This is a genomic window from Sphingobacterium suaedae (genome assembly GCF_042684625.1).
GTDB classification, from domain to species: Bacteria; Bacteroidota; Bacteroidia; order Sphingobacteriales; family Sphingobacteriaceae; genus Sphingobacterium; species Sphingobacterium suaedae.
In genome coordinates this window covers 126802-149627 of record NZ_JBHULR010000005.1, presented here as the reverse complement: position 1 = coordinate 149627, position 22826 = coordinate 126802, and the positions used below count along the sequence as shown (strand labels likewise).

General features: G+C 44.0%; 15 protein-coding genes. 9 read left to right on the top strand and 6 right to left on the bottom strand.

The window, feature by feature from the left end:
- The first annotated feature begins 22 nt into the window (after window positions 1-22).
- The 7 genes from hisC to ACFSR5_RS13415 all read left to right on the top strand — a co-directional run bounded on the left by hisC (window position 23) and on the right by ACFSR5_RS13415 (window position 6291).
- Window positions 23-1090, top strand: coding sequence for a histidinol-phosphate transaminase (hisC, locus tag ACFSR5_RS13445; RefSeq protein WP_380904617.1), 1068 nt, complete (start codon window positions 23-25; stop codon window positions 1088-1090).
- A gap of 52 nt (window positions 1091-1142) precedes the next feature.
- A complete protein-coding gene (hisB, locus tag ACFSR5_RS13440; protein ID WP_380904615.1) occupies window positions 1143-2282 on the top strand; it encodes a bifunctional histidinol-phosphatase/imidazoleglycerol-phosphate dehydratase HisB in 1140 nt (379 codons plus the stop codon).
- 82 nt (window positions 2283-2364) lie between these two features.
- Window positions 2365-2955 (top strand): imidazole glycerol phosphate synthase subunit HisH, encoded by a 591-nt coding sequence (hisH, locus tag ACFSR5_RS13435; protein WP_380904613.1) that lies wholly within the window; start codon window positions 2365-2367, stop codon window positions 2953-2955.
- A 70-nt stretch (window positions 2956-3025) separates the two neighbouring features.
- The gene (locus tag ACFSR5_RS13430) at window positions 3026-3778 is read left to right on the top strand and encodes a 1-(5-phosphoribosyl)-5-[(5-phosphoribosylamino)methylideneamino]imidazole-4-carboxamide isomerase (protein WP_380904611.1); all 753 of its coding nucleotides are present in this window, start codon (window positions 3026-3028) and stop codon (window positions 3776-3778) included.
- Between the two features lie 4 nt (window positions 3779-3782).
- On the top strand, window positions 3783-4535 hold the full coding sequence (gene hisF, locus ACFSR5_RS13425) for an imidazole glycerol phosphate synthase subunit HisF (RefSeq protein WP_380904609.1): 753 nt from the start codon (window positions 3783-3785) through the stop codon (window positions 4533-4535).
- A 50-nt stretch (window positions 4536-4585) separates the two neighbouring features.
- Window positions 4586-5170, top strand: coding sequence for a bifunctional phosphoribosyl-AMP cyclohydrolase/phosphoribosyl-ATP diphosphatase HisIE (gene hisIE, locus ACFSR5_RS13420; protein ID WP_380904606.1), 585 nt, complete (start codon window positions 4586-4588; stop codon window positions 5168-5170).
- 206 nt (window positions 5171-5376) lie between these two features.
- Window positions 5377-6291 (top strand): WD40 repeat domain-containing protein, encoded by a 915-nt coding sequence (locus ACFSR5_RS13415; RefSeq protein ID WP_380904604.1) that lies wholly within the window; start codon window positions 5377-5379, stop codon window positions 6289-6291.
- Between the two features lie 10 nt (window positions 6292-6301).
- Here ACFSR5_RS13415 and ACFSR5_RS13410 read toward each other — a convergent pair whose 3' ends face one another.
- The 4 genes from ACFSR5_RS13410 to dacB all read right to left on the bottom strand — a co-directional run bounded on the left by ACFSR5_RS13410 (window position 6302) and on the right by dacB (window position 11468).
- Window positions 6302-6775 (bottom strand): GAF domain-containing protein, encoded by a 474-nt coding sequence (locus ACFSR5_RS13410; RefSeq protein ID WP_380904602.1) that lies wholly within the window; start codon window positions 6773-6775, stop codon window positions 6302-6304.
- A gap of 102 nt (window positions 6776-6877) precedes the next feature.
- Window positions 6878-7462, bottom strand: a complete 585-nt coding sequence (ruvA, locus tag ACFSR5_RS13405) for a Holliday junction branch migration protein RuvA (RefSeq protein ID WP_380904600.1) — start codon at window positions 7460-7462, stop codon at window positions 6878-6880.
- A 79-nt stretch (window positions 7463-7541) separates the two neighbouring features.
- Window positions 7542-9821 carry an NADP-dependent malic enzyme gene (locus ACFSR5_RS13400; protein WP_380904845.1) on the bottom strand — a complete coding sequence of 760 codons (2280 nt, stop codon included), beginning with the start codon at window positions 9819-9821 and terminating at the stop codon, window positions 7542-7544.
- A 225-nt stretch (window positions 9822-10046) separates the two neighbouring features.
- Window positions 10047-11468, bottom strand: coding sequence for a D-alanyl-D-alanine carboxypeptidase/D-alanyl-D-alanine endopeptidase (gene dacB, locus ACFSR5_RS13395; RefSeq protein ID WP_380904598.1), 1422 nt, complete (start codon window positions 11466-11468; stop codon window positions 10047-10049).
- Between the two features lie 189 nt (window positions 11469-11657).
- Between dacB and ACFSR5_RS13390 the strand changes: the two genes are divergently transcribed.
- Window positions 11658-13439, top strand: a complete 1782-nt coding sequence (locus tag ACFSR5_RS13390) for an aminopeptidase P family protein (protein ID WP_380904596.1) — start codon at window positions 11658-11660, stop codon at window positions 13437-13439.
- 212 nt (window positions 13440-13651) lie between these two features.
- The gene (locus tag ACFSR5_RS13385) at window positions 13652-15895 is read left to right on the top strand and encodes a beta-N-acetylhexosaminidase (RefSeq protein WP_380904594.1); all 2244 of its coding nucleotides are present in this window, start codon (window positions 13652-13654) and stop codon (window positions 15893-15895) included.
- A gap of 457 nt (window positions 15896-16352) precedes the next feature.
- On the opposite strand, the gene ACFSR5_RS13380 is transcribed toward ACFSR5_RS13385, so the two are convergent.
- Both ACFSR5_RS13380 and ACFSR5_RS13375 read right to left on the bottom strand, forming a co-directional pair.
- Window positions 16353-19238, bottom strand: a complete 2886-nt coding sequence (locus ACFSR5_RS13380) for a PD-(D/E)XK nuclease family protein (protein ID WP_380904592.1) — start codon at window positions 19236-19238, stop codon at window positions 16353-16355.
- A 28-nt stretch (window positions 19239-19266) separates the two neighbouring features.
- Window positions 19267-22656 (bottom strand): UvrD-helicase domain-containing protein, encoded by a 3390-nt coding sequence (locus ACFSR5_RS13375; RefSeq protein WP_380904590.1) that lies wholly within the window; start codon window positions 22654-22656, stop codon window positions 19267-19269.
- Between the last annotated feature and the right edge of the window lie 170 nt (window positions 22657-22826).

The window sequence follows — 22826 nt, the reverse complement described above, 5'->3', positions numbered from 1 at the left end:
TACACGCTCAATAAAAAACGTTATGAAAGAGTCTTTTAGCCTAGACGCTCTGCTGAGAGATAATATTAAAAAATTAGTGCCTTATTCATCCGCACGGGATGAATTTAAAGGAGAGGCTTCGATATTATTGGATGCGAACGAAAATGCTTTTGGTTCGCCTTACAGTAAGAATTTTAATCGGTATCCCGATCCTTTGCAGCATCGGGTAAAAGAGAAGCTATATAAGATCAAGGGAGTGCCTGCCGAAAACATGTTTCTCGGAAATGGCAGTGACGAGGCGATCGATATACTCTACAGGGCGTTTTGTGAGCCAGGAAAAGACAACGTAATTTTAGTACCCCCAACGTATGGCATGTATGAGGTGTCGGCGAATATCAATAATGTAGCCTATCGTAAAGTGAATTTAACGATGGACTACCAACTCGATTTGGATAATATTGCTGGAGCAATTGATCCGTATACGAAATTAATCTTTATTTGTTCACCAAATAACCCTACCGGTAATAGTATTCGTCGACAAGATATTGAAACCATTCTGGTTAATTTTCAGGGTATTGTGGTGGTCGATGAGGCCTATATTAACTTTGCAAAACAGCCCTCGTTTTCGAAGAATTTAGCCGAATTTCCAAACTTAGTCGTTTTGCAGACATTGTCAAAGGCTTGGGGGTTAGCAGCGCTACGATTGGGTATGGCATTTGCAAGTCGCGAAATCATTGACATTTTTAATAAGATAAAACCTCCTTACAATATTAACCAAGCGACGCAGGACATTGTCTTGGAGGCGTTGGACAATGTTGATATGGTAAACGAATGGATCAAGGAAATTGTTGCCGAGCGCGACAAGCTGACCGTCTCATTAGAGCGGCTTCCTCAGGTCGCCCGTGTAACGCCATCGGACGCCAATTTTATTTTGGTAAAATTAGAAGAGCCCCGGCGCTTATATAATTTTCTGGTCGATAAAGGCATTATCGTCCGGGACCGTTCCAAAGTTGAACTTTGTGAAGGATGTCTTCGATTGACGATCGGGACACCTGGAGAAAATAAAGTTTTGTTACAGGCTATTCATACATTTTATAATACTACTGCATAGGCCTGAACTCGGGTTTGGCCATGCAATGACATACAGATTTTTTAAACATATTATGCCTGATTTTGTGAAAAGAGTGTTATTTATCGATCGTGATGGTACGTTGATCTTAGAGCCGGAAGATGAACAGATAGATTCTTTTGCGAAGCTTAAGTTCTATCCTGGCGCTTTGCAGTATTTACCGCGGATTGCGCGAGAGCTTGATTTCGAACTGATCCTCGTATCGAATCAAGATGGCTTGGGAACAGATGCTCACCCGGAAGCGAACTTTTGGCCCGTTCATCAATTTATTATCGATACATTTGCCGGGGAGGGAGTCATTTTTGCCAATGAACATATTGATCGTACTTTTCCCCACGAAAATGCGCCGACCCGTAAGCCCGGCATAGGTATGTTAAGGGATTACTTTGATGCGGAAAAATATAATCTTGCTGAATCTTTTGTTGTTGGGGATCGAGTTAACGACGTGAAGTTAGCCGAAAATCTTGGGTCGAAAGCGATTTGGCTTCGGAACGATGACAATTTGGGAAGATCCGAGAACGTTCGTTTTGAAAGCCAGTGTATAGCCTTAGAAACAACGGATTGGAAATCAATTTATGAGTTTTTGAAATTGGGGACTCGTACTGGCGAGCATCGGCGTAAAACAAATGAAACGGATATATTTATTCAATTGAACTTAGATGGCTCGGGTAAATCCGATATCGATACAGGACTTCCGTTCTTTGACCACATGTTGGATCAAATTGCCCGACATGGAGCGATTGATCTAACAGTAAAAGCCAAGGGTGACCTGCATATCGATGAACATCACACAATCGAGGATACCGGGATTGCTTTGGGGGAAATTTTTTTGCAGGTTTTAGGAGATAAACGGGGGATTGAACGGTATGCTTATACGCTGCCGATGGATGATTGCTTAGCGCAGGTCGCTATCGATTTCGGAGGTAGAAATTGGATTGTTTGGAATGCGACATTTCACCGGGAAAAAATTGGCGATATGCCTACGGAAATGTTTTTCCATTTCTTCAAATCCTTTTCTGATGCGTCAAAATCAAATTTAAACATCAAAGCAGAAGGTGATAATGAGCACCACAAAATTGAAGCTATTTTTAAGGCTTTTGCAAAATCAATCAAGAAAGCGGTACGTAGGGATGCCGAAAATATGCAATTGCCAAGCACAAAAGGCGTTTTATAGGTAGATGTTAGTTACGGGATGAGAGACGGAGATGAAGTCTCCACGTTTGATATTCTCGATCGCTCATTCGAAATTTTTTACAATGGTAGGAATAGTGAATTACGGTGCCGGCAATATTTTTTCCTTGACGGCTGCATTAGATAGGGTGGGAATCAGCTACGGCATGATCAATAGCGTAGACGATTTTGACCGTTACGAGCGGATCATTATCCCGGGTGTGGGGCATGCGGGCGCAGCGATGGAAAAATTGAAGGAATCCGGTCTTGCGGAGCCAATTTGTCGGTTGACCAAGCCTGTTCTCGGAATTTGTGTGGGGATGCAGCTGTTGACGGCGCATTCGGAAGAAGGGGATGCCGACCTGTTGGAGATCGTCCCGTTGAGGACGTTACATTTTGATAAACGCGTGGGCGAAAAGGTGCCACATATGGGCTGGAATGCCATTTCACCTAAGAAAGGATGTCCCCTGTTTCAGGATATTCCCGATAATAGCTATTTTTATTTTGTTCATTCGTATTATATCGAGTCTGACGAAAACTATACCAGTGCATTTTGTCATTATGGCATAGATTTTTCGGCAGCATTGCAAAAAGATAATTTTTTTGGGGTGCAGTTTCACCCGGAGAAATCGGGAGAAGTTGGGGAGCGCGTGCTGCTTAATTTTTCTACAATATAAACAGGGTTTGTTGATTGACGGAAATAATGTCAGTCATCCTATAAATGAATTTTAACTTAGTATAGAAGATATGTATATCATTCCTGCAATTGATGTATTGGACAAAAAGGTTGTCCGCTTAAGAGAAGGTAATTATGACGATGTAACCACGTATGCTATTTCTTTGGAAGAGCAGATCGAGAACTACCACGCCAACGGAACCGAAATTGTTCATATTATTGACTTGAATGGTGCCAAAGGGGATTTCAGTAATCAGGAATATCTTTTCGAAATCATTCAGAAAACTGACATGAAGGTGCAGTATGGTGGTGGCGTTCGGAGCATTGAGAAGGTAAAAGAACTCGTTGATGCAGGTGTGTATCGTGTTATTGTAGGAACACAGGCCATTACGAATCCGACATTTTTGGAGGAATTAAGTAAACTGAACGAGGGGCGCGTGAAATATGCGGACCATATTGTTATTGCTATCGACGTACTAGACGAGGTAATTAAATATTCGGGCTGGTTGGAAAGTTCGCCCATCAAGCTTATTGAGTACATCGACAAATGTTTGGGCCTAGGTTTTTTCCGCTTTTTGTGTACAGACATCAGTAAAGATGGGAAATTGGGTGGTGCAGGAGTTGAACTTTATCAAAAGTTATTGGATCACTCCCCGATCATTAAATTGATTGGATCGGGAGGAATAAGCTCGATGGATGATATTCGCGCGTTAAATGCGTTGGGACGAATGGAATCTTGTGTGGTCGGTAAGGCGATTTATGAAAACAAAATCACGATCGAAGAGATTAAAGATTGGAACTTAAAATCGCTTATCAACTTCTAAACATATGTTAGCGAAGCGCATCATACCCTGTTTAGATGTAAAGGACGGCCGGACGGTTAAGGGGGTTAATTTCGTTGATCTTCGAGACGCTGGAGATCCTGTAGAGCTCGCGTGGCAGTATTCACAACAAGGAGCCGATGAGTTGGTCTTTTTAGATATTACCGCAACGCACGAAAAACGTAAGACAACGCTTGATCTAGTACGGGCGGTCGCACGTCAGGTTAATATTCCGTTCACGATTGGTGGGGGGATCAACGAATTGAAGGATGCGGAATTGTTGTTGAATTCGGGTGCTGACAAAATTTCTATTAATTCAGCTGCTGTTCGACGTCCGGCATTGATCGATGAATTGGCGCGATCGTTTGGACGACAGTTTGTTGTGGTTGCGGTTGACACGCGGGTTGTCGACGGCAAAAATTTTGTACATCTCCGTGGCGGACGTGACAAGACCGATGTACAAACCGAAAATTGGGTCAAGGAGGCGCAGGAAAGGGGTGCTGGAGAGATCTTATTAACTTCCATGGATCATGATGGAACGAAGGGCGGATTTGACAATACTTTTTTAAAACTTATTAATGATACGATACATATACCGCTGATTGCCTCAGGTGGGGCCGGTAATCAACAACATTTCATTGATGTTTTTCAGCAAACCAATGTGGATGCTGCTTTAGCAGCCTCGGTTTTCCATTATGGAGAAATATTGATTCCGGCGCTTAAGGATACCCTACGCCGGAATGGAGTAGTGGTACGTTGATAATATACAGAGGTGTTATCGGCTTTTTTTTAAAAATTTGATTTTTCAACATGCTAGATTTTGCAAAGGGAGACGGATTGGTTCCCGTGGTTATCCAAGATGAGCAAACGCTTGAAGTATTGATGTTAGGATACATGAATGAAGAAGCGTGGGAGAAAACCCAACGCGAGGGACGTGTCACATTTTATTCAAGAAGCAAGAACCGTTTGTGGACGAAAGGGGAAGAAAGTGGACATTTTCTTCACCTAGTGTCTTGGCATTCAGACTGCGATCAGGATACCTTATTGATTAAGGTCGTTCCCGCAGGTCCTACCTGCCACACGGGGTCAAGAAGTTGCTTTAAGACCGAGTACAACCAAAACTTTCTACTTCAGTTGGAACGTATTGTTCATCAACGTTACGAAGTTCCATCGGAGGAATCGTATGTGAATAGGTTACGGCAACGGGGAATCAATAAGATTGCTCAGAAAGTCGGAGAGGAAGCTGTTGAAACGGTGATCGCAGCATTGGCAGAAACCGAACATGATTTTATTAACGAATCGTCCGATTTACTTTTCCATTTACTTGTCCTGCTTAGGGAAAAAGGACTGGATTTACAAACAATAGCAAAAAATCTGGAAGGTCGACATCAATAAATCTTTGGCTTTTCAATGACATAGTATAAGAAGAAGTGCTGTATGTTTGTATAGCACTTTTTTATTGAAGTGTATGTATTCCATGGATAATAAGAATTTTTACGCCAATTGGTGATCCAAAGGTAGAATGGAATTTTTTTGTAATACGGAGTAATATAAACCCGTATCGGCTCGGAACAAGAACAAAATCTTTTACAAACAATTTTATGTATACTGCTGATATCAGTTTATCGACCACATTAACAGGACATCAGAACCCAATTTTTGCGTTGGCGAACGGTTTAGATGCATCCTCGATATTTTCCGCTGGAAATGACAAAGGCGTGGTGGAATGGGATCTTCGAACTGGAAAATTTAAACGGATTTTGTGCGCTGTTCCCTCGTCCGTTTATGCCTTGGAGCTGTTGAAAGATCGTGGGCTTTTGTTAATCGGCATGCGTAATGGTGAATTATGGGTGGTTGATGTGGAGAAGCAGCGTTTACTCCACAAGCTGAAAACGGAGCGCGGAGCGGTGTTTGCTGTTCGAGCGCTTATGGAAAAAGGCGAGCTGATCGGAATAGGTGAAGAGGGGGTCGCATACGTATGGTCGTTAGACTCTTTCGATCTCTTATATCGTTTTCGTGTTTCCCATACCACCGTACGGACTGTACAGCCGTTTCCCGGAGCGAATCAAGTCGTGTTCGGAGATAAGGATGGGGTCATTCATGTATACGACGTTGATGACTTCAAGGCGCTCTATAAAAAAAAGATACATAGTCTCCCAGTCACGGCACTGAGCGTAAGTGAAACATATATATATTCGGGTGGACGGGATGCGCAGTTCTATCAGCTAACACAAAGCGATTTGTCGGTTGTGCGAACCATGACACCACATATGTTTACGGTGTATGGTATATTGCCCCATCCGGTTCATCCTGTTTTTGCGACAGTGAGTCGTGACAAATCCATCAAGATCTGGGATACCGTTTCACTGGGATTGATGAAAAATATCAGTGCTGACCGAGGATATGACACACACCGGTTATCTATCAACACAGCGATTTGGAATGGTGATCAATTTCTTACCGCGGGCGATGACAAAGTAATCAAAGTTTGGGACGTCGTCATCCAAGATATTTAATGCGGTCCTGTTAGAAACGAACTGCCGCACAAATCTGCTGTAAATAGTGAGCGTCAATAGTGTCGAAATGATCCAAATGCTCGCTATCCACGTCTAGAACGCCAATACAGTGTCCATCTTGAAAAAAAGGAATAACAATCTCCGATCGTGATAATGAACTGCAAGCAATATGACCGGGGAAAGCTTCTACGTCAGGGACAATAAGTGTTTCGCTATTTGCCCAGGCGGTTCCACAAACGCCTTTGCCGCGTGCAATACGAGTGCAGGCCACAGGCCCTTGAAATGGACCCAATACCAATTCTTCTTCTTTTACGAGGTAAAATCCTACCCACCAGAACCGAAACTGCTCTTTTAGTGCTGCCGCGATATTGGCCATGTTGGCGATTGGATCTCTCTCCCCGCCGACTAACGCCTCAATTTGTTTGGTGAGTAATCGATACTGTTCTTCTTTACTTCCTGTCGCTATTTGCAAATCTTCTGCCATCGTACCTGGTTCTTTTTACGAAGGTACAGCTTGTCGTGAATAGTTGTGTCATAGTGTCGTTAGGAATTTCACAGTTGTTTTTTCTTTTGTGAGAAAAGAATACTACAAACGTTTGAGTGCGGATTTAATTAATTCTTCAACGCTTTGGTTGGGATCCTCTGCTACTAAACTATTCAGAACCTTTTCTGTCTGCGGTTTACCGAAACCTAACATAATCAAAGCCGAAAGGGCTTCTTCCGGTATCGATTGTTTTGTAATGGGTAACGGAATCAGTGCGTCAGGCCCTTGTTTTTTTAGTTTATCTTGAAGTTCGAGAATAACACGCTGTGCTGATTTGGGACCTATGCCCTTTATTTTCTGGATCACTTGAACCTGTCCCTGTATGATGGCTGACTGAATCTCTTCTGGAGTGATGGAAGATAACATCATGCGCCCTGTATTAGGACCTATGCCCGATACCGAAATGAGATGGTTAAAGAGTTGTCGCTCAGCTTCTGTTCCAAATCCATAGAGTGTATGGGCATCTTCCCGCACTTGAAATGACACGAACAACTTACAGTTTTCCTGATCTTTGATTTGCGAAAATGTTGTAAGTGAAATATGTATGTGGTAACCTATACCATTGACATCAAGGATGACATGCGTTGGCGACTTAAAAACCAACTTACCGTTGAAATAATCGTACATAGAGAGGGGACGTTTTCATTTAAAAATACAACCAACAGATGGCTGACCATACCAGCTATCTGTTGGTTGGAATAAATTTTTAGCTTCCAGCTTTTTCGTGTTCTTGCACATCTACGACGGCGATCGTCACCATATTGACAATTTCGCGTACAGAGCTGTCAAGCTGCAGCACATGCACAGGTTTATTCATACCTAAAAGAATTGGTCCTACCGCTTCAGCGTTACCAACTTCTTGCAATAATTTATACGCAATGTTTCCCGATTCCAAATTAGGGAATACCAAGGTATTAGCGGCTTGGCCATTCAGCACACTGAATGGAAAATTGGCTTTTAACATATCGCTGTTTAGCGCAAAATTAGCCTGAATATCACCATCAACGATAATATCAGGTGTCTTTTCGCGTAAGATTTTCGCCGTTTCTCGAACTTTGGTTGCTACACGTCCATCGTTAGATCCAAAATTCGAATAGGATAGCAGGGCTATGCGGGGTTTAATATTAAAACGTTTAATGGCATTTTCCAGCAACACGGTGATGTCGGCCAGCTCTTCCGGTGTAGGATCTTCATTGACGGTTGTATCGCCAAAGAAAATAGGGCCTTTAGCGGTCAACATCATGTACATCCCTGCGACACGGCTGTTGGGTTTTGCACCGATAACTTGCAAAGCAGGCTTAATTGTTGCGGCGTAATTGCGGGTTAATCCTGATATGAGCGTATCCGCTTCGCCAAATTGTACCATACTCGCCGCGAAATAATTACGGTTGGTCATCAATTTGCGAGCGTCGTTTTCCGAAATACCGCGACGTTGTCTCCGTTTGTAGAGATGTTGTGCAAACCTATTAAAGCGTTCGGAGTTTTTCTCTTCGTTAGGATCGATAATATTGACGCCTTGTAAATCGAAATCGTATTCGCGAATTAGGTCTTCAATTTTTTGTCTGTTTCCAAGGAGAATAGGATAGGCAATTTTTTCTTCCTTTACGATCTGCGCTGCGCGAAGGGTTTTGTAGTTGTCGGCTTCGGCAAAAACAACACGTTTCGGGTTTTGTTTTGCCTTGGTTGTTAGGTTGCGCATAATGCCGTCATCTTTTCCTAGGCGTTTACGTAGGTCTTCTTTATATTGATCCCAATCTGTTATTTCCTTGCGGGCTACACCAGAGGCAATTGCGGCTTTTGCAACGGCGATGGATACCTCATAAATCAAACGAGGGTCCGTTGGTTTCGGGATGATATACTCCGGCCCAAACTTGAGGTTGCTGGTGTCGTATGCCTGATTTACTTCCTCAGGGACAGGCTCTTTCGCTAAAGCTGCTAAGGCGTGCACAGCGGCTATTTTCATCTCTTCATTGATGCCTGTCGCGCGAACATCCAAGGCTCCGCGGAATATATACGGAAAACCGAGGACGTTATTTACTTGATTTGGGAAATCTGAACGGCCTGTGCCCATGATCACATCGTCCCGTGTTTCTAATGCCAAGTCGTAGGCAATTTCTGGATTCGGATTAGCCATTGCTAGGACAATAGGACGTGGGTTCATCGATAACAACATGTCTGGTGTCAAGACATCTGCAGCCGAAAGACCGATGAAAACGTCCGAACCTTTTACGGCCTCTGCTAACGTGTAAATGTCTCTTTCTGTTGCATATTCCGCTTTAGTTTTATCTAGATTTTCGCGGTCTTTACGAATAACTCCTTTACTATCAAGCATGACGATGTTTTCCTTTTTCGCACCCACTGCCATATACATAGCCGTACATGAAATCGCAGCCGCGCCAGCGCCATTGACTACAATCTTGACCTGGGCGATATCTTTTCCAATGAGTTCACATGCATTGATTAACGCAGCGCCCGAAATAATAGCGGTACCATGTTGGTCGTCGTGCATTACTGGGATGTTCATTTCTTGTTTCAGACGACGTTCAATTTCAAAACATTCGGGAGCTTTAATATCTTCCAGGTTGACCCCGCCAAATGTCGGCTCTAACGCCTTAACGATATTGACAAATTCGTCTACATTTTTGGTGTCTAATTCGATGTCGAAAACGTCGATGTCCGCGAAAATCTTAAAGAGAAGTCCTTTTCCTTCCATAACCGGCTTACCGGCCTGAGCACCGATATCGCCTAATCCGAGCACGGCAGTACCATTACTGATTACAGCGACTAAATTTCCTTTAGATGTATATTTATATGCATCCTCACTATTTGCAGCAATCGCCAAACATGGTTCGGCTACGCCCGGTGAATATGCTAGTGATAAATCTCGTTGCGAATTGTGGGGTTTTGTTGGTACGACGGCAATTTTCCCCGGGCGTCCCATCGCATGGTAGTCCAACGCGTCTTTTTTTCTGTTGATACTCATTATTTTCTGTGAAAAGTGAAAAGTAAATAGGCCCAAAGGCGTCCATCTACTAAAGCGCTCATCGGCTGTTTTCAGGGCCGGTCAAGCGTTTGGTTTTTGGGAACATTCTTGGTTGCTATTTACTACTACTCTGTTAATTCTTTCGCTACAAAGCTAAAACTTCAAAAGAAGATTCGCTAATTTTTTTCCGAAACTGTATATTTTTCAAATAGAACATATTTGTTCGTACTATTTTAGCTGATCGAGCAGCTTAAACATATCTTGACGCATAGCTGAACCACTGCCTGAATAGTTGTTGACCAGCAGCGAGAATACTACTGGACCAGATTTGCCGGTGTGGTAGCCGGTATATCCCAGTACCCCACCTATGGTACCACTTTTCATGGATATGTTGTTGATGGTAGGTAGACTCTTTTTGAAAGCCGGGAACCACGGACGGTTCTGCGCGTAGTGCATTATTTTTGTCATGGACATTGTGGTCACTCGATTTTGAGGTGACAACCCCGATCCATCTAAGATTCGTAGTTCTCCGACCGGGATGCGAAGCTTTTGTTCCCAGTATTTGGCGATTAATGTTGCCGCTTCATCCGTGGCTGTCTTATTCCCGCTTATCATGCCAAATGTCTTGAGCAGAGCTTCTCCATACAAATTGATGCTTTTCTGATTAAACCAATGCACGATCTCCGGTAAAGGTGGAGAGTGGTGTACATTAAGCTCTTGTTGTTGTGTCGTTAGTCGTATTCCCTGATTTAGTAGGAGTTTTCCGGTTGTGGGAAGGCTATCCACTTGGACCCCTTGATCTGACAAAGACGTTGTCAGCTGCTGCGCAAGATCCATAGCTGGATCAGGAAGCGAAATTTCGATGATTTTTTTTAAGTCCTTGCCGTATGTCCCGCGCAAGTAAATCGTATTGGAATAAGGTGCTGAATAAGCGTACACGCGGTCGCCAGAGCCGTTTGTTCCAGTTGTTACTTCGTTTATGAGTCGTATGTCATGGAACGGTATGCTCGTTTTTACGACCGGCGCAAGTTGCCCCACAATGGTAGGAGCAAAGGTAATTCCCGCTTTATTTTCCAGCCAGTTCAGTCCCGAGATACCCGCACCATAATAATTGCCCATGTCTGTCCAATTCCAGCCACCGGGTATGTCATTGCCATTGAAAGAAAGGTCATCCCCAATAACTCGTCCATTGACCCGGTTGATACCTGCAGTTTTAACCGAGGATAACCATTTGCTAATGATGGATTCTTTTTTTGTTTGCGGGAAACGATCACTGCCTAATGTGGGATCCCCTGATCCGGTTATGATAAGGTCCCCGTTGAGTACACCTAGGCTATCAATGTGCCCTGTGTAAGCCAGCCGTGTTTTATATGTATAGTCGGGTCCCAAGATGTCTAGTGCGGTAATTGAGGTAATGACCTTCATCGTCGATGCGGTCGGTAGGCCGATGGCCGCGTTGTCGGAGAAGATAACATGACCTGTTTTGCCGTCCAATACGGTCAAAGAAGCGATGCCGTTTGTTAATTTTCCGTTGTCTAAGAAGGTTTGATAGGCGGACGCCATCTTATCTTTTAGCCCTTGGGCATCGACGATAGGAGCATATAACATGAACGCCGCGAGCGTGAAAATATAAGTGTATCGTGTCAACATGGTAATTCGTTTGAACAAACTTATATAAAAAAGATCTTTTTGCGGAATTTTTCGCACGGGTATCCACTTTAGTGTATGTTGCTTTGTAGTGAACGAAAAGGGAGTATATATCTTATCGTGGTCAAAAAAACAGGTAAAAATCGGCATTTTCCTGACTTATTTTCTAACTTGCGCGAGTACTAGAAAAGAATGAAAATGGCACATGCAGAACGACTACAAGCACTACGCGAGCAAATGAGCGCCCGTGGTATCGATGCGTATATAATTCCTTCATCTGATCCGCATATTAGCGAATATCTGCCCGAACGCTATAAATGCATTGCTTGGACTTCCGGTTTTACGGGATCGGCTGGGACGTTAGCGATCACACAGGATTTCGCAGGATTGTGGACGGATTCCCGGTATTTTGTCCAAGCCGCCGATCAATTGGCAGGGACAGGTTTTGAATTGGTGAAATTAAGCGTGCAAGCCGCGGCAGAGTACGCGTTTTGGCTTGCAGATCGGCTGCCTGCAGGCAGTACGGTGGCCTTCGATGGTAATCTTGCGTCCTTGGCAGTGGCACAGGCAGTGGAAGGAGCGCTTCTCCCGCTGGATATACAGGTTAACGGGCATGTTGACTTATTAGATGTCATCTGGAAAGATCGTCCGTCACTTCCTCGGTCAAAGGCCTATCTGTTAGATGAATCGACTACTGGAGAGACAGCAAATAGCAAATTAGTGCGCGTGCGTGAACAGTTGCGCCTAAAGCGTATTAGCGCACATCTCATATCCTCTTTAGATGACTTAGCATGGATATTGAACTTGCGGGGGAGCGATGTAAAATGCAACCCGGTCGTCTTAGGGTTCTTGTTGCTCGAAGACGAAAAAAATACGCTGTTTATTGATGAGACGAAACTTTCCGTAAACGATCAACGTAGCTTGCAGCAAGCCGGAGTATCTATTCAACCCTATTGGGAGGCTTTTCAGGCTGTAGCAGCGATACAGACAGAACGTATTTTGTTGGATCCCAAGCGTACTTGTTTCGCGATGTACGATGCCGTGCCGGAGGGGGTGGAGATTATTGAAGATATTAATCCATCGACGCGTTTGAAGGCGATAAAAAATGACGTCGAGATTGCGCATACCCGTACCGCGATGGTGAAGGATGGTATTGCAATGACGCGTTTTTTCAAATGGGTTGAAGAACAAGTTTCACATGGAAAGCTAACCGAGATCTCCATTGCAGACCAACTACAGACACTTCGCGCGGCAAACGAAGGTTTCGTTGATATATCCTTCGACACGATTGCCGGCTATCTGGAGCATGGCGCTTTGCCCCATTATAAAGCCTCTGAAGATAGTAATGCGCCTTTACAGCCAAACGGGTTACTGTTGATAGACTCCGGCGGACAATATAAGGATGGGACTACGGACATCACCCGGGTTATATCGTTGGGAGGAATCACCGATGCCGAACGTTCAGACTATACAATCGTGTTAAAAGGTACCATCGAAGGTTCTATGGCCATATTTCCGAAGGGTACGCGTGGCTATCAAATTGATGCCATTACTCGACGTCCGATTTGGGAAACGTTGCGGAACTACGGACACGGGACCGGACATGGTGTGGGATTTTTCTTGAATGTGCACGAAGGCCCGCATACCTTTAATCCATCCAATATCGATATCCCTGTAGAAGAGGGGATGATAACGTCGATTGAACCGGGTTTGTACCGGGAAGGAGAATATGGAATCCGTATTGAGAATTTGGTGCTCAGTAAAGCGTTAGAGAGCAATCCTTTCGGTGATTTTATACATTTCGAAACCCTAACAATCTGTTACATCGCGACGGATCTCGTAGACAAGACCTTGTTAGATCAAAAACATGTTGATTGGCTAAATCGCTATAATGCTTGGGTATATGAGCAGTTAGCGGGGCACTTAACAGATGTAGAGCAAGCTTGGTTACAGAAGAAAACGAAAGCGATCTAATACCGATTGAATTATCACAACGGGTTCTGTCCGATGAAGCCAAACAGAGACAAGTGCGTCGGAAGTATAGCTTTATCGACGTGCCATTAGGTAACTCGAAATGTAATGGAGAAGGACTTGGTTCTTTCGTCGATCGCATGGAACATGAACAAATGTCTCCTCCGCCAGTAAAGTGACGACACAACGTTATAAAAAGTTCATCTTTGTAAGATATGAAAAAAATAATCTGGGGCAGTGTGTTCTGTCTTTCGTTATCCGTTGGGTCTGTTTTGGCTCAACAACAGTTAATTCCCCAACCGCAAGAAATGCAAGTGGGCAAAAAAAATTTTTTGATCAATAAATTGACGATCTCTGCAGATGATCAAACGCCGGAGATAACTTATCTCCAACAACAATGGCAATCCATTTTGGGGACGGAACTGAAAAGATCAAATCAGCCTACCTTAAAGTTTACTGTGCGTACAGATGTAGGTATTGCTCCAGAGGGGTATAAGTTGTCCGTTGATGATACCGGGATCTTGGTCTCAGCTTCGAGCGAGCATGGTCTCTTTTATGGGATACAGAGCTTGCTGCAATTGCTTGAAGAAAACCGTACAGCAAAGAAACTTCCCTATCTGCAAATTAGCGACTACCCAAAATTTGCCTATCGAGGCATGCACCTGGATGTCTGTAGGCATTTTTTCTCGGTAGAGGAGGTCAAGCACTTTTTGGATTATATCGCAACTTACAAAATTAATAAATTCCATTGGCACCTAACGGACGACCAAGGTTGGCGCATTGAAATTAAATCGCACCCGAAGCTTACTGAAATCGGTGGCTTTCGTAAAAGGAAGCCGTTTGATGGGCATGCGCATCAAACCGCCAATCCCATGATATACGGCGGTTTCTACACACAAGAACAGATTAAGGAGATAGTCACTTACGCAGCAGCACTTCACATCGAAGTGATTCCGGAGATTGAGATGCCCGGACATGCGCAAGCGGCTTTGGCCGCCTACCCGGAACTTTCTTGTACGGGCGGACCATTTGAGGTAGGGACAAACTGGGGCGTGATGGAAGATATCTTCTGCCCGAAAGAAGAAACATTTGCCTTACTGGAAGATGTTATTGATGAGATCATCCCGCTATTTCCGAGCAACTATATACATATCGGTGGCGACGAAGCTCCAAAAACACGGTGGAAGGCATGTGCTCATTGTCAGGATTTAATTAGACGCGAAGGACTGAAAGATGAGCATGAACTACAGAGCTATTTCATCACTCGGATGGAGAAGTATATCAATTCGAAGGGCAAGAAAATTATTGGTTGGGACGAAATTTTGCAAGGTGGATTAGCGCCAAATGCTACGGTGATGAGCTGGACGGGTATTGAAGGTGGGATACATGCCGCGAAATCCGGACATGATGCGATCATGACGCCATCTTCGCATGTATATTTTGACTATTATCAAGGTAATCCTCAAACGGAACCGCTGGCGTTTGCTGCGGATCTGCGATTGGAAAAAGTGTATAGCTATCAACCGATACCGTCTGAGTTGACGGCAGAGGAAGGTAAACATGTTTTGGGAACACAGGCAAATATGTGGACAGAATATATTCCCAATTTCAAACAGGTGCAACACATGTTGTTTCCACGGCTGATGGCGCTGTCGGAGGTGGCTTGGGGAACCTCAAATCCAAAGGAGTACAAAACATTTGAAAACCGTGTCATCGCGCATTTTAGTAGTCTCGATCGTAAAGGTATTCACTACAGTAAAGCCATCTATGAGGTGGTAGGGAAGGTTGTGCAGCGCCAAAATCAGCTAGCATACGAGTTGCATACAGCTAAAGATCCTGCTTTGATCCGCTATACAGTGGATGGCTCCATGCCGACTGTGAGGTCGAAAATTTATGCCGGTCCAATTCTAGTTGGAGACGCATCCATCATCCGGGCCGCCTATTTTGAAAACGGTGTACAGATCAGTGCGGTGGTAGAGCAAGTATTCGTGCGTTCGAAAGCAACTGCCAAATCTGTGACATTGGCCCATATACCAAGCGAATCCTATTCAAAAGGGGGAGCGCAGGCTCTGGTAGACGGCGTGTTGGGATCCCGCTCCGTGCATAAAGAACATTGGCTGGGCTTTATCCGAACAGACGCTGTAGCGACAGTAGATTTGGGCGCGGATACGGATGTGCGCACGGTAGGTGTTTCGCTGCTGGAGAATAAAGGAATAGGCGTGCATTACCCGGCTGCTGTAGAAATTTCCATTTCGCAGGATAACCACACGTTCATACCGCTAAAAACGATTTCAACAGAGGCCATTGTTGCAGCAAACGGCATGGTGAAGATTGATGTTGGTACGCAACGAGGACGTTACGTTAAAATAAGAATGAAATCTCGCGGAAAAATTCCTAAAGGAGATCCGCTTGCCGATAGCGATAGTTGGATTTTCACCGATGAGATCATGATCGATTAACACGAAATTTACTTTCACTTGAACGATTCCGGTGATTAACTCATAGATTTAACGACCGGGATTCCCGTGACAAGAATATCTATGCTATAAAGGCAGCACTCGCACTTTCTCGATGTGCTGCCTTTTATTTATTTACGGCTATCCAACTATTGTCCTTGTTCATTTTTATTCTTCATGGATCATCAAATGACCGTATAATCTGTTCAGCATTTCGCGAGGGTCTGCATCAATTGCTTTTGCGATTAGATAGAGCTCATCGAGATATAACTTGTAGAGCTGTTGTCACTTTCCCAGTCAAAACCTTTGAGGACTTCTGTTTTATGGTGCTTTAAAGCCTTTACCATAGACTTCCTTACATCGCGCTTCAGATAAAGCGTGCAACCGCTAACCTGAGCTGTTAGGCTGTGCCCATGGGGTGCGCGCCCACGCATTGCTTTGCGGTGATTGGTAAGTCGACTTAGGTGTCATCCTCTTCGGGTGATGCACTTGCATTTCGATAGAATAGGGTGTATGGATCCGAATCATAGACTTTTGCATTAGGATGATGCTTAAAAGGAACAGCAGGGTCAAATATTTCTTCCAGCGTATGGCGCAGAAAACGGACGAATTCTTCTTGTATACAAACGAGTTGCTCGCCTTCTAAAGTTTCTTTACCGTTGTTAAACAATGTCCCTTCCTCTCGCATCTTGCGCGCGACATAGAGATGTGGTTCTAATCGTGATTTGCCGGTGACTTGTTCAAACACATAAGCGTAGAACAAAGTCTGTATTAGGGCTTTATTTTCCGTATCGGTAGCAAATACTTTTTCCAAGCTACGGAAGACAACGCTGTCGCCACCTGTTTTATAGTCAACAATTCGCGTTTTCAACTGACCATCACTTGTCAAAACTTCGTCGACACGATCGATAATGCCGAATAAACGAACGGTTTCTTGTCTACCATTTATGGTGATTGGGAAATCTAGGGTATAGTCCTCGTTATTTTCGAGTTCTATAATCCGAAACGCTTTGTACTGATCGATATCGTATTGGAGATACATTTTTACGTATTCACTGGCTACCTTGTGCATGATGCGTTGCATGCTGTTCAGTGCATCAACGGAAGGAGTCTCCGTATGATATTGTCGGCCGATTTCATTGGCGACCAGTTGATCCACCAGCATTAATTTTTCCTTTAGTTGCGTAGTTGATGTCCACTGTTTTATGCCTTTGAACGGCTTAAGGAATTGTTCCATCACCTCGTGAATAACAGTGCCCAGGCGGTTCATTTCGAATTCGTAGGAGATGGTGGGCGGTTCCTTAATTTCTGCAACATGTTTTAGGAAAAATTGTAAGGGTGATTGCAAATACGTTGTTAAGGCCGTTGCAGACAGTTTCTTTTTTCCGAGGATATAGCTGTCATACATGTTTGACCAGACAGCGCCCTGTTTGTGGACAATCAGCTCGGGCGCTGGATTTTGGAATCGGATCGGCTGTTGTTGGGTATGTGTGACAAAATGGAAGTTGCTTTCAAATTGTAGCTGTTTTATAAATCGGCTTTCTTCTCCGCTACTATTTTCATCAACGATACTGTTGTAAAAGATATGGATATCTTTGCTGTACTGAAATTGACGATAGAAGAGATAGGCTGAAAGGGCGTCTTGATTTTCCAGGACAGGGAGACCATATGCGCGTCGTAAGCTATCGGGAAGAAAAGTGGGGGCATTGGCTGTTTTTGGCAAAATGCCTTCGTTGGCGCCAAGGATATATATGCGATCGAAGTTGAGGCAACGGCTTTCTAATAACCCCATGATTTGCAATCCGCACAGGGGATCTCCTTCAATCGCCGAATTGATCGGCAAGATCGCTTTACGTATGAGTCCGAGCTGAAAGGCTATGGAAGATGGCGTCATGCTGTCCACACCGGTTTTCAACTGGTTAAGGATCTTCTTTGTTTCGACGATTAGGTTGCTGTCTAACTGGCTGATGCGATCTTGCTCAGCTATTGCGATGAGTAGGCTGTCTAGTAGATGTATTAATTCGGGGATCAACAGCCGCGAATCGGAAAGGGGACGGAAAAAATGTGGGAGGGCGCTGCTGGATATGATGATTTGATCAAGGGATATTTCAAAGAGCTGTTTTTCAGCAATTTCATTGAGTAGCTTGGTGCGCTCATGCGACGATACATGGGTTAACGGATGATTCATAAACGTTTCTACCTGCTGAAACGATATTTTGGTCTTTTTTGAGTGAGAGATATCCTGCTGCACGTCCATCCAAAGATCCAGTAACCCAAATATCGGGGACTGCGTTAAGGGATACCCGGTGGTAATATTGGGGCGAACATCCGGTAAGCTTTGCAAAAGCGGTACCAACAGATTTTCGTCAGCTAGTAAGATGGCCGAGCTTTCCTCGGGACGTTCACGGATGTTCAGGATATCATACAACAATTTAGTCTGGCTATTCTTTCCGGCTGCAGCATACAGATGGACATCGTCCGATCGGTTTCCCAAAATATTTGGACTTTCGCCTAATGCGTTCGTGAATTTATAACTATGTATGTTTCGTCGTATAAAGAGTCCTGCCTCTTGCTGTCTATCGTCTATATAATACGCGTCCGCGTCAAAGTAAAATAGCGCGCGTCCTTCCTCCTGCCACTTTTGGAAAAGAAAAACTTCAGCCTGATTGAGCGCGTTGAAGCCAACGAACAGCACTTTTTTGTACCGGTCGACGAAATTTGGGTAGGCGACATGTCCCTCTACCAGGTTTCGATATAAAGCCGGATAACTTAATTGTTTTTCCTGTTGAAGTTTTTCCTTAAATCGCTTGTAGAGGACGGGGAGTCTTTTCCAAAGCCGTAAAAAACGTTGTTGTAAACCGGTGTGCCCTGTCATACTGAAGGATTGCCAGAACTGCCGGATAAATGCTTGTTGTTCAGTTGTCAAATGTTGGAAGGCGATATCTATTTCGGTGCTGTCGTAGAGCTCCATGTAGATCTGGTCAATATCGACCAGTTCGTAATCCAACTGTCCGAAATCGCTTAAGATAATTTCGGCGATTGGATAAAATTCTTCTAAAGTTTCCAGTTCTCCCCCCTCTGTCTGTAGTAAATCGTTATGCAATTGAAATAGATAGAAGAACTGTGTAAGCGCAGAGGCTTCTGATGCGTCCGTGGCTTGCTTTAGAAATTCCTGAATCGTGAAAAACTGCGGCGACCAGATCGCTTTGGCATATACCTCTGCCAAGTGTTTCTTGAGGTAGGTGATAGGACGTTTGTTGTTAAAGACGATAGCGATGTCGGAAAGATCGTTGTCGAATCGTTTTTGTATATCTTCTGCTACTAAGCGTAAAAATGGTTTGTTCATGATGGAGATAAATGTAAAGTCTTAGGGTTTAGATGACCTCTACGAGCTCATTAATCTTGGCATAATATAAATAACCCTTGACATTTATATATCCTAGGTTTTGTAGCGCCTTTTTGTAACTGTCTACCTGCCATTGATGGTCGGCATAGTCGCCTTTGGTAAATTTAAAGTCTAATACAATAGTTTCCTGCTCACTGGTGAAGACTTTGTCCGGTCGTATAGTTTCCCCATTTGCTAAAATGATGCTTGCCTCATTCCATATTTTATACGATCCTGTTAGCCACTGATGGATTTTAGGGTGATGCCAGATTTGATGGATCTCCCGTTGTATAAATGCTCGATCGTCTTCTGTTAATACACCGTGCTCGATAAATTGGTCGATGAGTGGTTCGATCTCTTCTTCGGCAGTGATCTCCGACATGATTTCGTGCGCCAGGATGCCATATTGTGCCGCTTTTTCAAGCATTAGAATGTTGTTTATCGTGCGTTTAGTCGATTTATTAAATGCCTTTTGCAGTTCCTGAGAGATCGGGTAGACGGTCAACGCAATGCGTTCATGTCTAATTTTGGAAGATTCGCTCGGTACCATCATTTCTAGAGGTAATGGTTCGTCTGGAAGCGGAGCATTGTTGTCGATCAAAAGTCGATTCGCTTCTAAGGCAAAGGGAGCATCGGGCTCGTCCAACACCTGATAAAGGATGTCGCTGATGTATTCATTCTTTTTGTCATAGCCCAGAATTTCCCCGGTCTTTTTATCTACGTTTTCCTTAAAAGAAGGCGCCAAAATAAAGAGGTGCTGAATGGCTCGGGTGGTAGCGACATAAAACGTGTTAAGCGAATCCATATAGTTGAATAACATCTCCTCGAAATATTGTTTATAGAAGATGGAGCTGCCGACGTTACTGTTGTATTTGATTGGGATTTTTCCAAGGGCTTCAAAGGGCGAATCTTGTGTATTTATCCAGAATTCGCCATTGATCATACCGTCCAAATCCCACGAACAGAATGGAAGCATTACGACATCGTAGGCTAAACCTTTCGACTTATGGATTGTGGTTACTTCGATGGCGTCGACTTTACCATTGGCCGGTAGCGTTGCCCTATTCCCATCTTCTTCCCAAAACTGTAAAAACTGTGTCACCCCGCGTTCGCCAGTGGCGGAGAAATTCGATATCACATCTTTAAATGCAAGCAGATAAGGAAGATGAATATTCCCCGCATCGTGCAGGTTGTAAATCTCGATCAGTTGTTCGATCAAGTGGATTAAGGGTGATTGTTGGAGCTTAGACCATTGTGTCAACAACGCCTGCGGCAAGATCTCCGCTAGATCATGCATGTTGTTCGTTTTAAATAGCAACCAATAATCGTTGTCAAATGATGTTTGTTTATGGACAAGTTGAAATAAATAAGCCATATTCGCCCTATGGATGATATGCTTATTGGAGGTGTATACTAATGCTTTTAACGTTTCGATAAGCAACAGGATGGCATCGTTTCCGGCTAAAGAAAGGGCGTCTCCCGAGATGACATCGAATTGGAGCCCCTGTTGATTTTTATATTGCATGAGTGCTTGTATAACTTGCTTGGCCTGGGTATTGCTCCGTACCAGAATGCCGATTTGTTTAGGACGGTACCGTCCCGTCGAAATCCATTCGCCGATCTTCGCTGTTAGGAATTCCAGCGCCTGTTCCACTATTTGATTGCGCCGGCGCAACCCGTTTTCCACAGGCAGATAGCGGATCTCGATAGATCCTGGTCGATTTACATCAGTTTGCCGATACGTTGGAATCTCCTGTTTCGAATTTTCGTATGCTTTTATCAACAGGTTGGCGTTGCCGGACTGTGCCCACCAAACTTGTCCTTGGTCGTCGAGTTGTGTTTGTACTTTCTCGTTTAAAACTTCCTGCAGTCTTTTTGGGATTCGGTCAAATAAGTAGTTATTTAAGGTGATGATATTTGGGAGGCTGCGAAAATTGCTGTCCAGCGATCCGCTCTCTATGAACGTATACCGTTCTTGATCTGGAAGGTGAAAGGCTTGCGCCACTTGCTCCTCAACCTGTTGCAACAATATCCGCCAGTCCCCATTCCGCCATCGATAAATGCTTTGTTTTACATCGCCCACGATCAGATGTTCGCTGACCTGTTGTCGTGCGTTTGCCAAGGCATTTATAAGCAACGGGCTATAGTTTCTCCACTGTACGCGAGAGGTATCCTGAAACTCATCAAACAAAAAATAATTATACCTATTACCAATTTTTTCCCATATGAAGGTAGGATCGTTATGCTCATCTAGGCCGAGACGGTTCAATAAGATCTGCGAGTCGGAAATAAGTTGTGCGCCGTTTTCTTTCCGCCATTGGCTGAGCAGGTCGCTCATTTCTTTCAGTAGACGTAGATAGTATAAGTTTCCTTGCACCGCTTGATAGGCAATGAAGCTGGGAAATAAACGGTGTAAATCAGTAAATTGTTGGAGAATGGGCCGTAATGCAACCCGTATATCCTCGCGCAAGCTTTTATCCGAGGCAACGAAAGCATCACCGCTGTCTGCGATTTTGAGAAAACGATCCACTGTTTTTTTGAGTTCAGAAGCGGTCTGTTTGTGCACGTTACTATCGGTTTTACTCGCTATGATCAAGGCGTTTTTGGACTTTCCTTTCAGGTCATCGGGAGTCACCTGAAAAGAATGTAAAGTCCGCGCAAATGCGTCTATGGTTTGCTTCAAGGTGTCTAGGAAAAAAGAGGTTTTTTCTTGCACATCCTTATGAAGCAGATTAAAGACATCCACCGCATCGGCGACAGCTAAATAGGCGTTAAATTCCTGAAAATTTTCAGTGAAGATAAGGTTGGCTAAATTGAGCAATTGTTGCCGGTAATTCCAGTTTTCATTATTGGCAATCTTTTGTTCGGCAAAGTCCATAATCCAAGCCAATAAGTCTGGTCTGTCGTCTAGCAGTTGAGTTAACATTATAGCTAACTCTTGTTTAACCTTCGCGGTATTCATCTCGATTTTGTACGCAGCGTCCAAATTAAGCTCGTAGGTGAAGCTACGTATAACTTTCTGGGAAAAGCCGTCGATGGTACTTATGGTAAAATGTCCATAATCGTGAAGAATTTTTCGATAAACGCGGTACGCTTTTTCTTGGATAAGTTGATCCGTCCAGTTTGGAGATTGCTGCCGTAAAAGTTTCCGAAAGTCTTCAATTTTCCCTGATGGACTGCCTGTGGCAAGGCCGTTTAAAACGCTCAAGATACGTTCCTTCATTTCGGCTGTCGCTTTGTTCGTAAAGGTGACCGCTAAAATCTCCCGGTAGCTGTTTTCATTGGAGAGCAGCAGCGTGAGATAGTGGAGAGTAAGGCTAAAGGTTTTTCCCGAACCAGCGGAAGCCTTTAGTATTTTTAGTGGAGCAACTGCGTTCATGGTTTGAAAATAGCGATAAAAAGGGGAAAAATAAAGTAAGTAATGATGAGCGTTTGTCTACGAAGGCCTGCAACTCGCAGAGGTAGACAGACCTAGCTTCTTTTTTGTTTTTATTTTTCAGATTTAAATTGCTATCTTTGCGTCCCCTCTTGCATGAGGCACGGGGGATA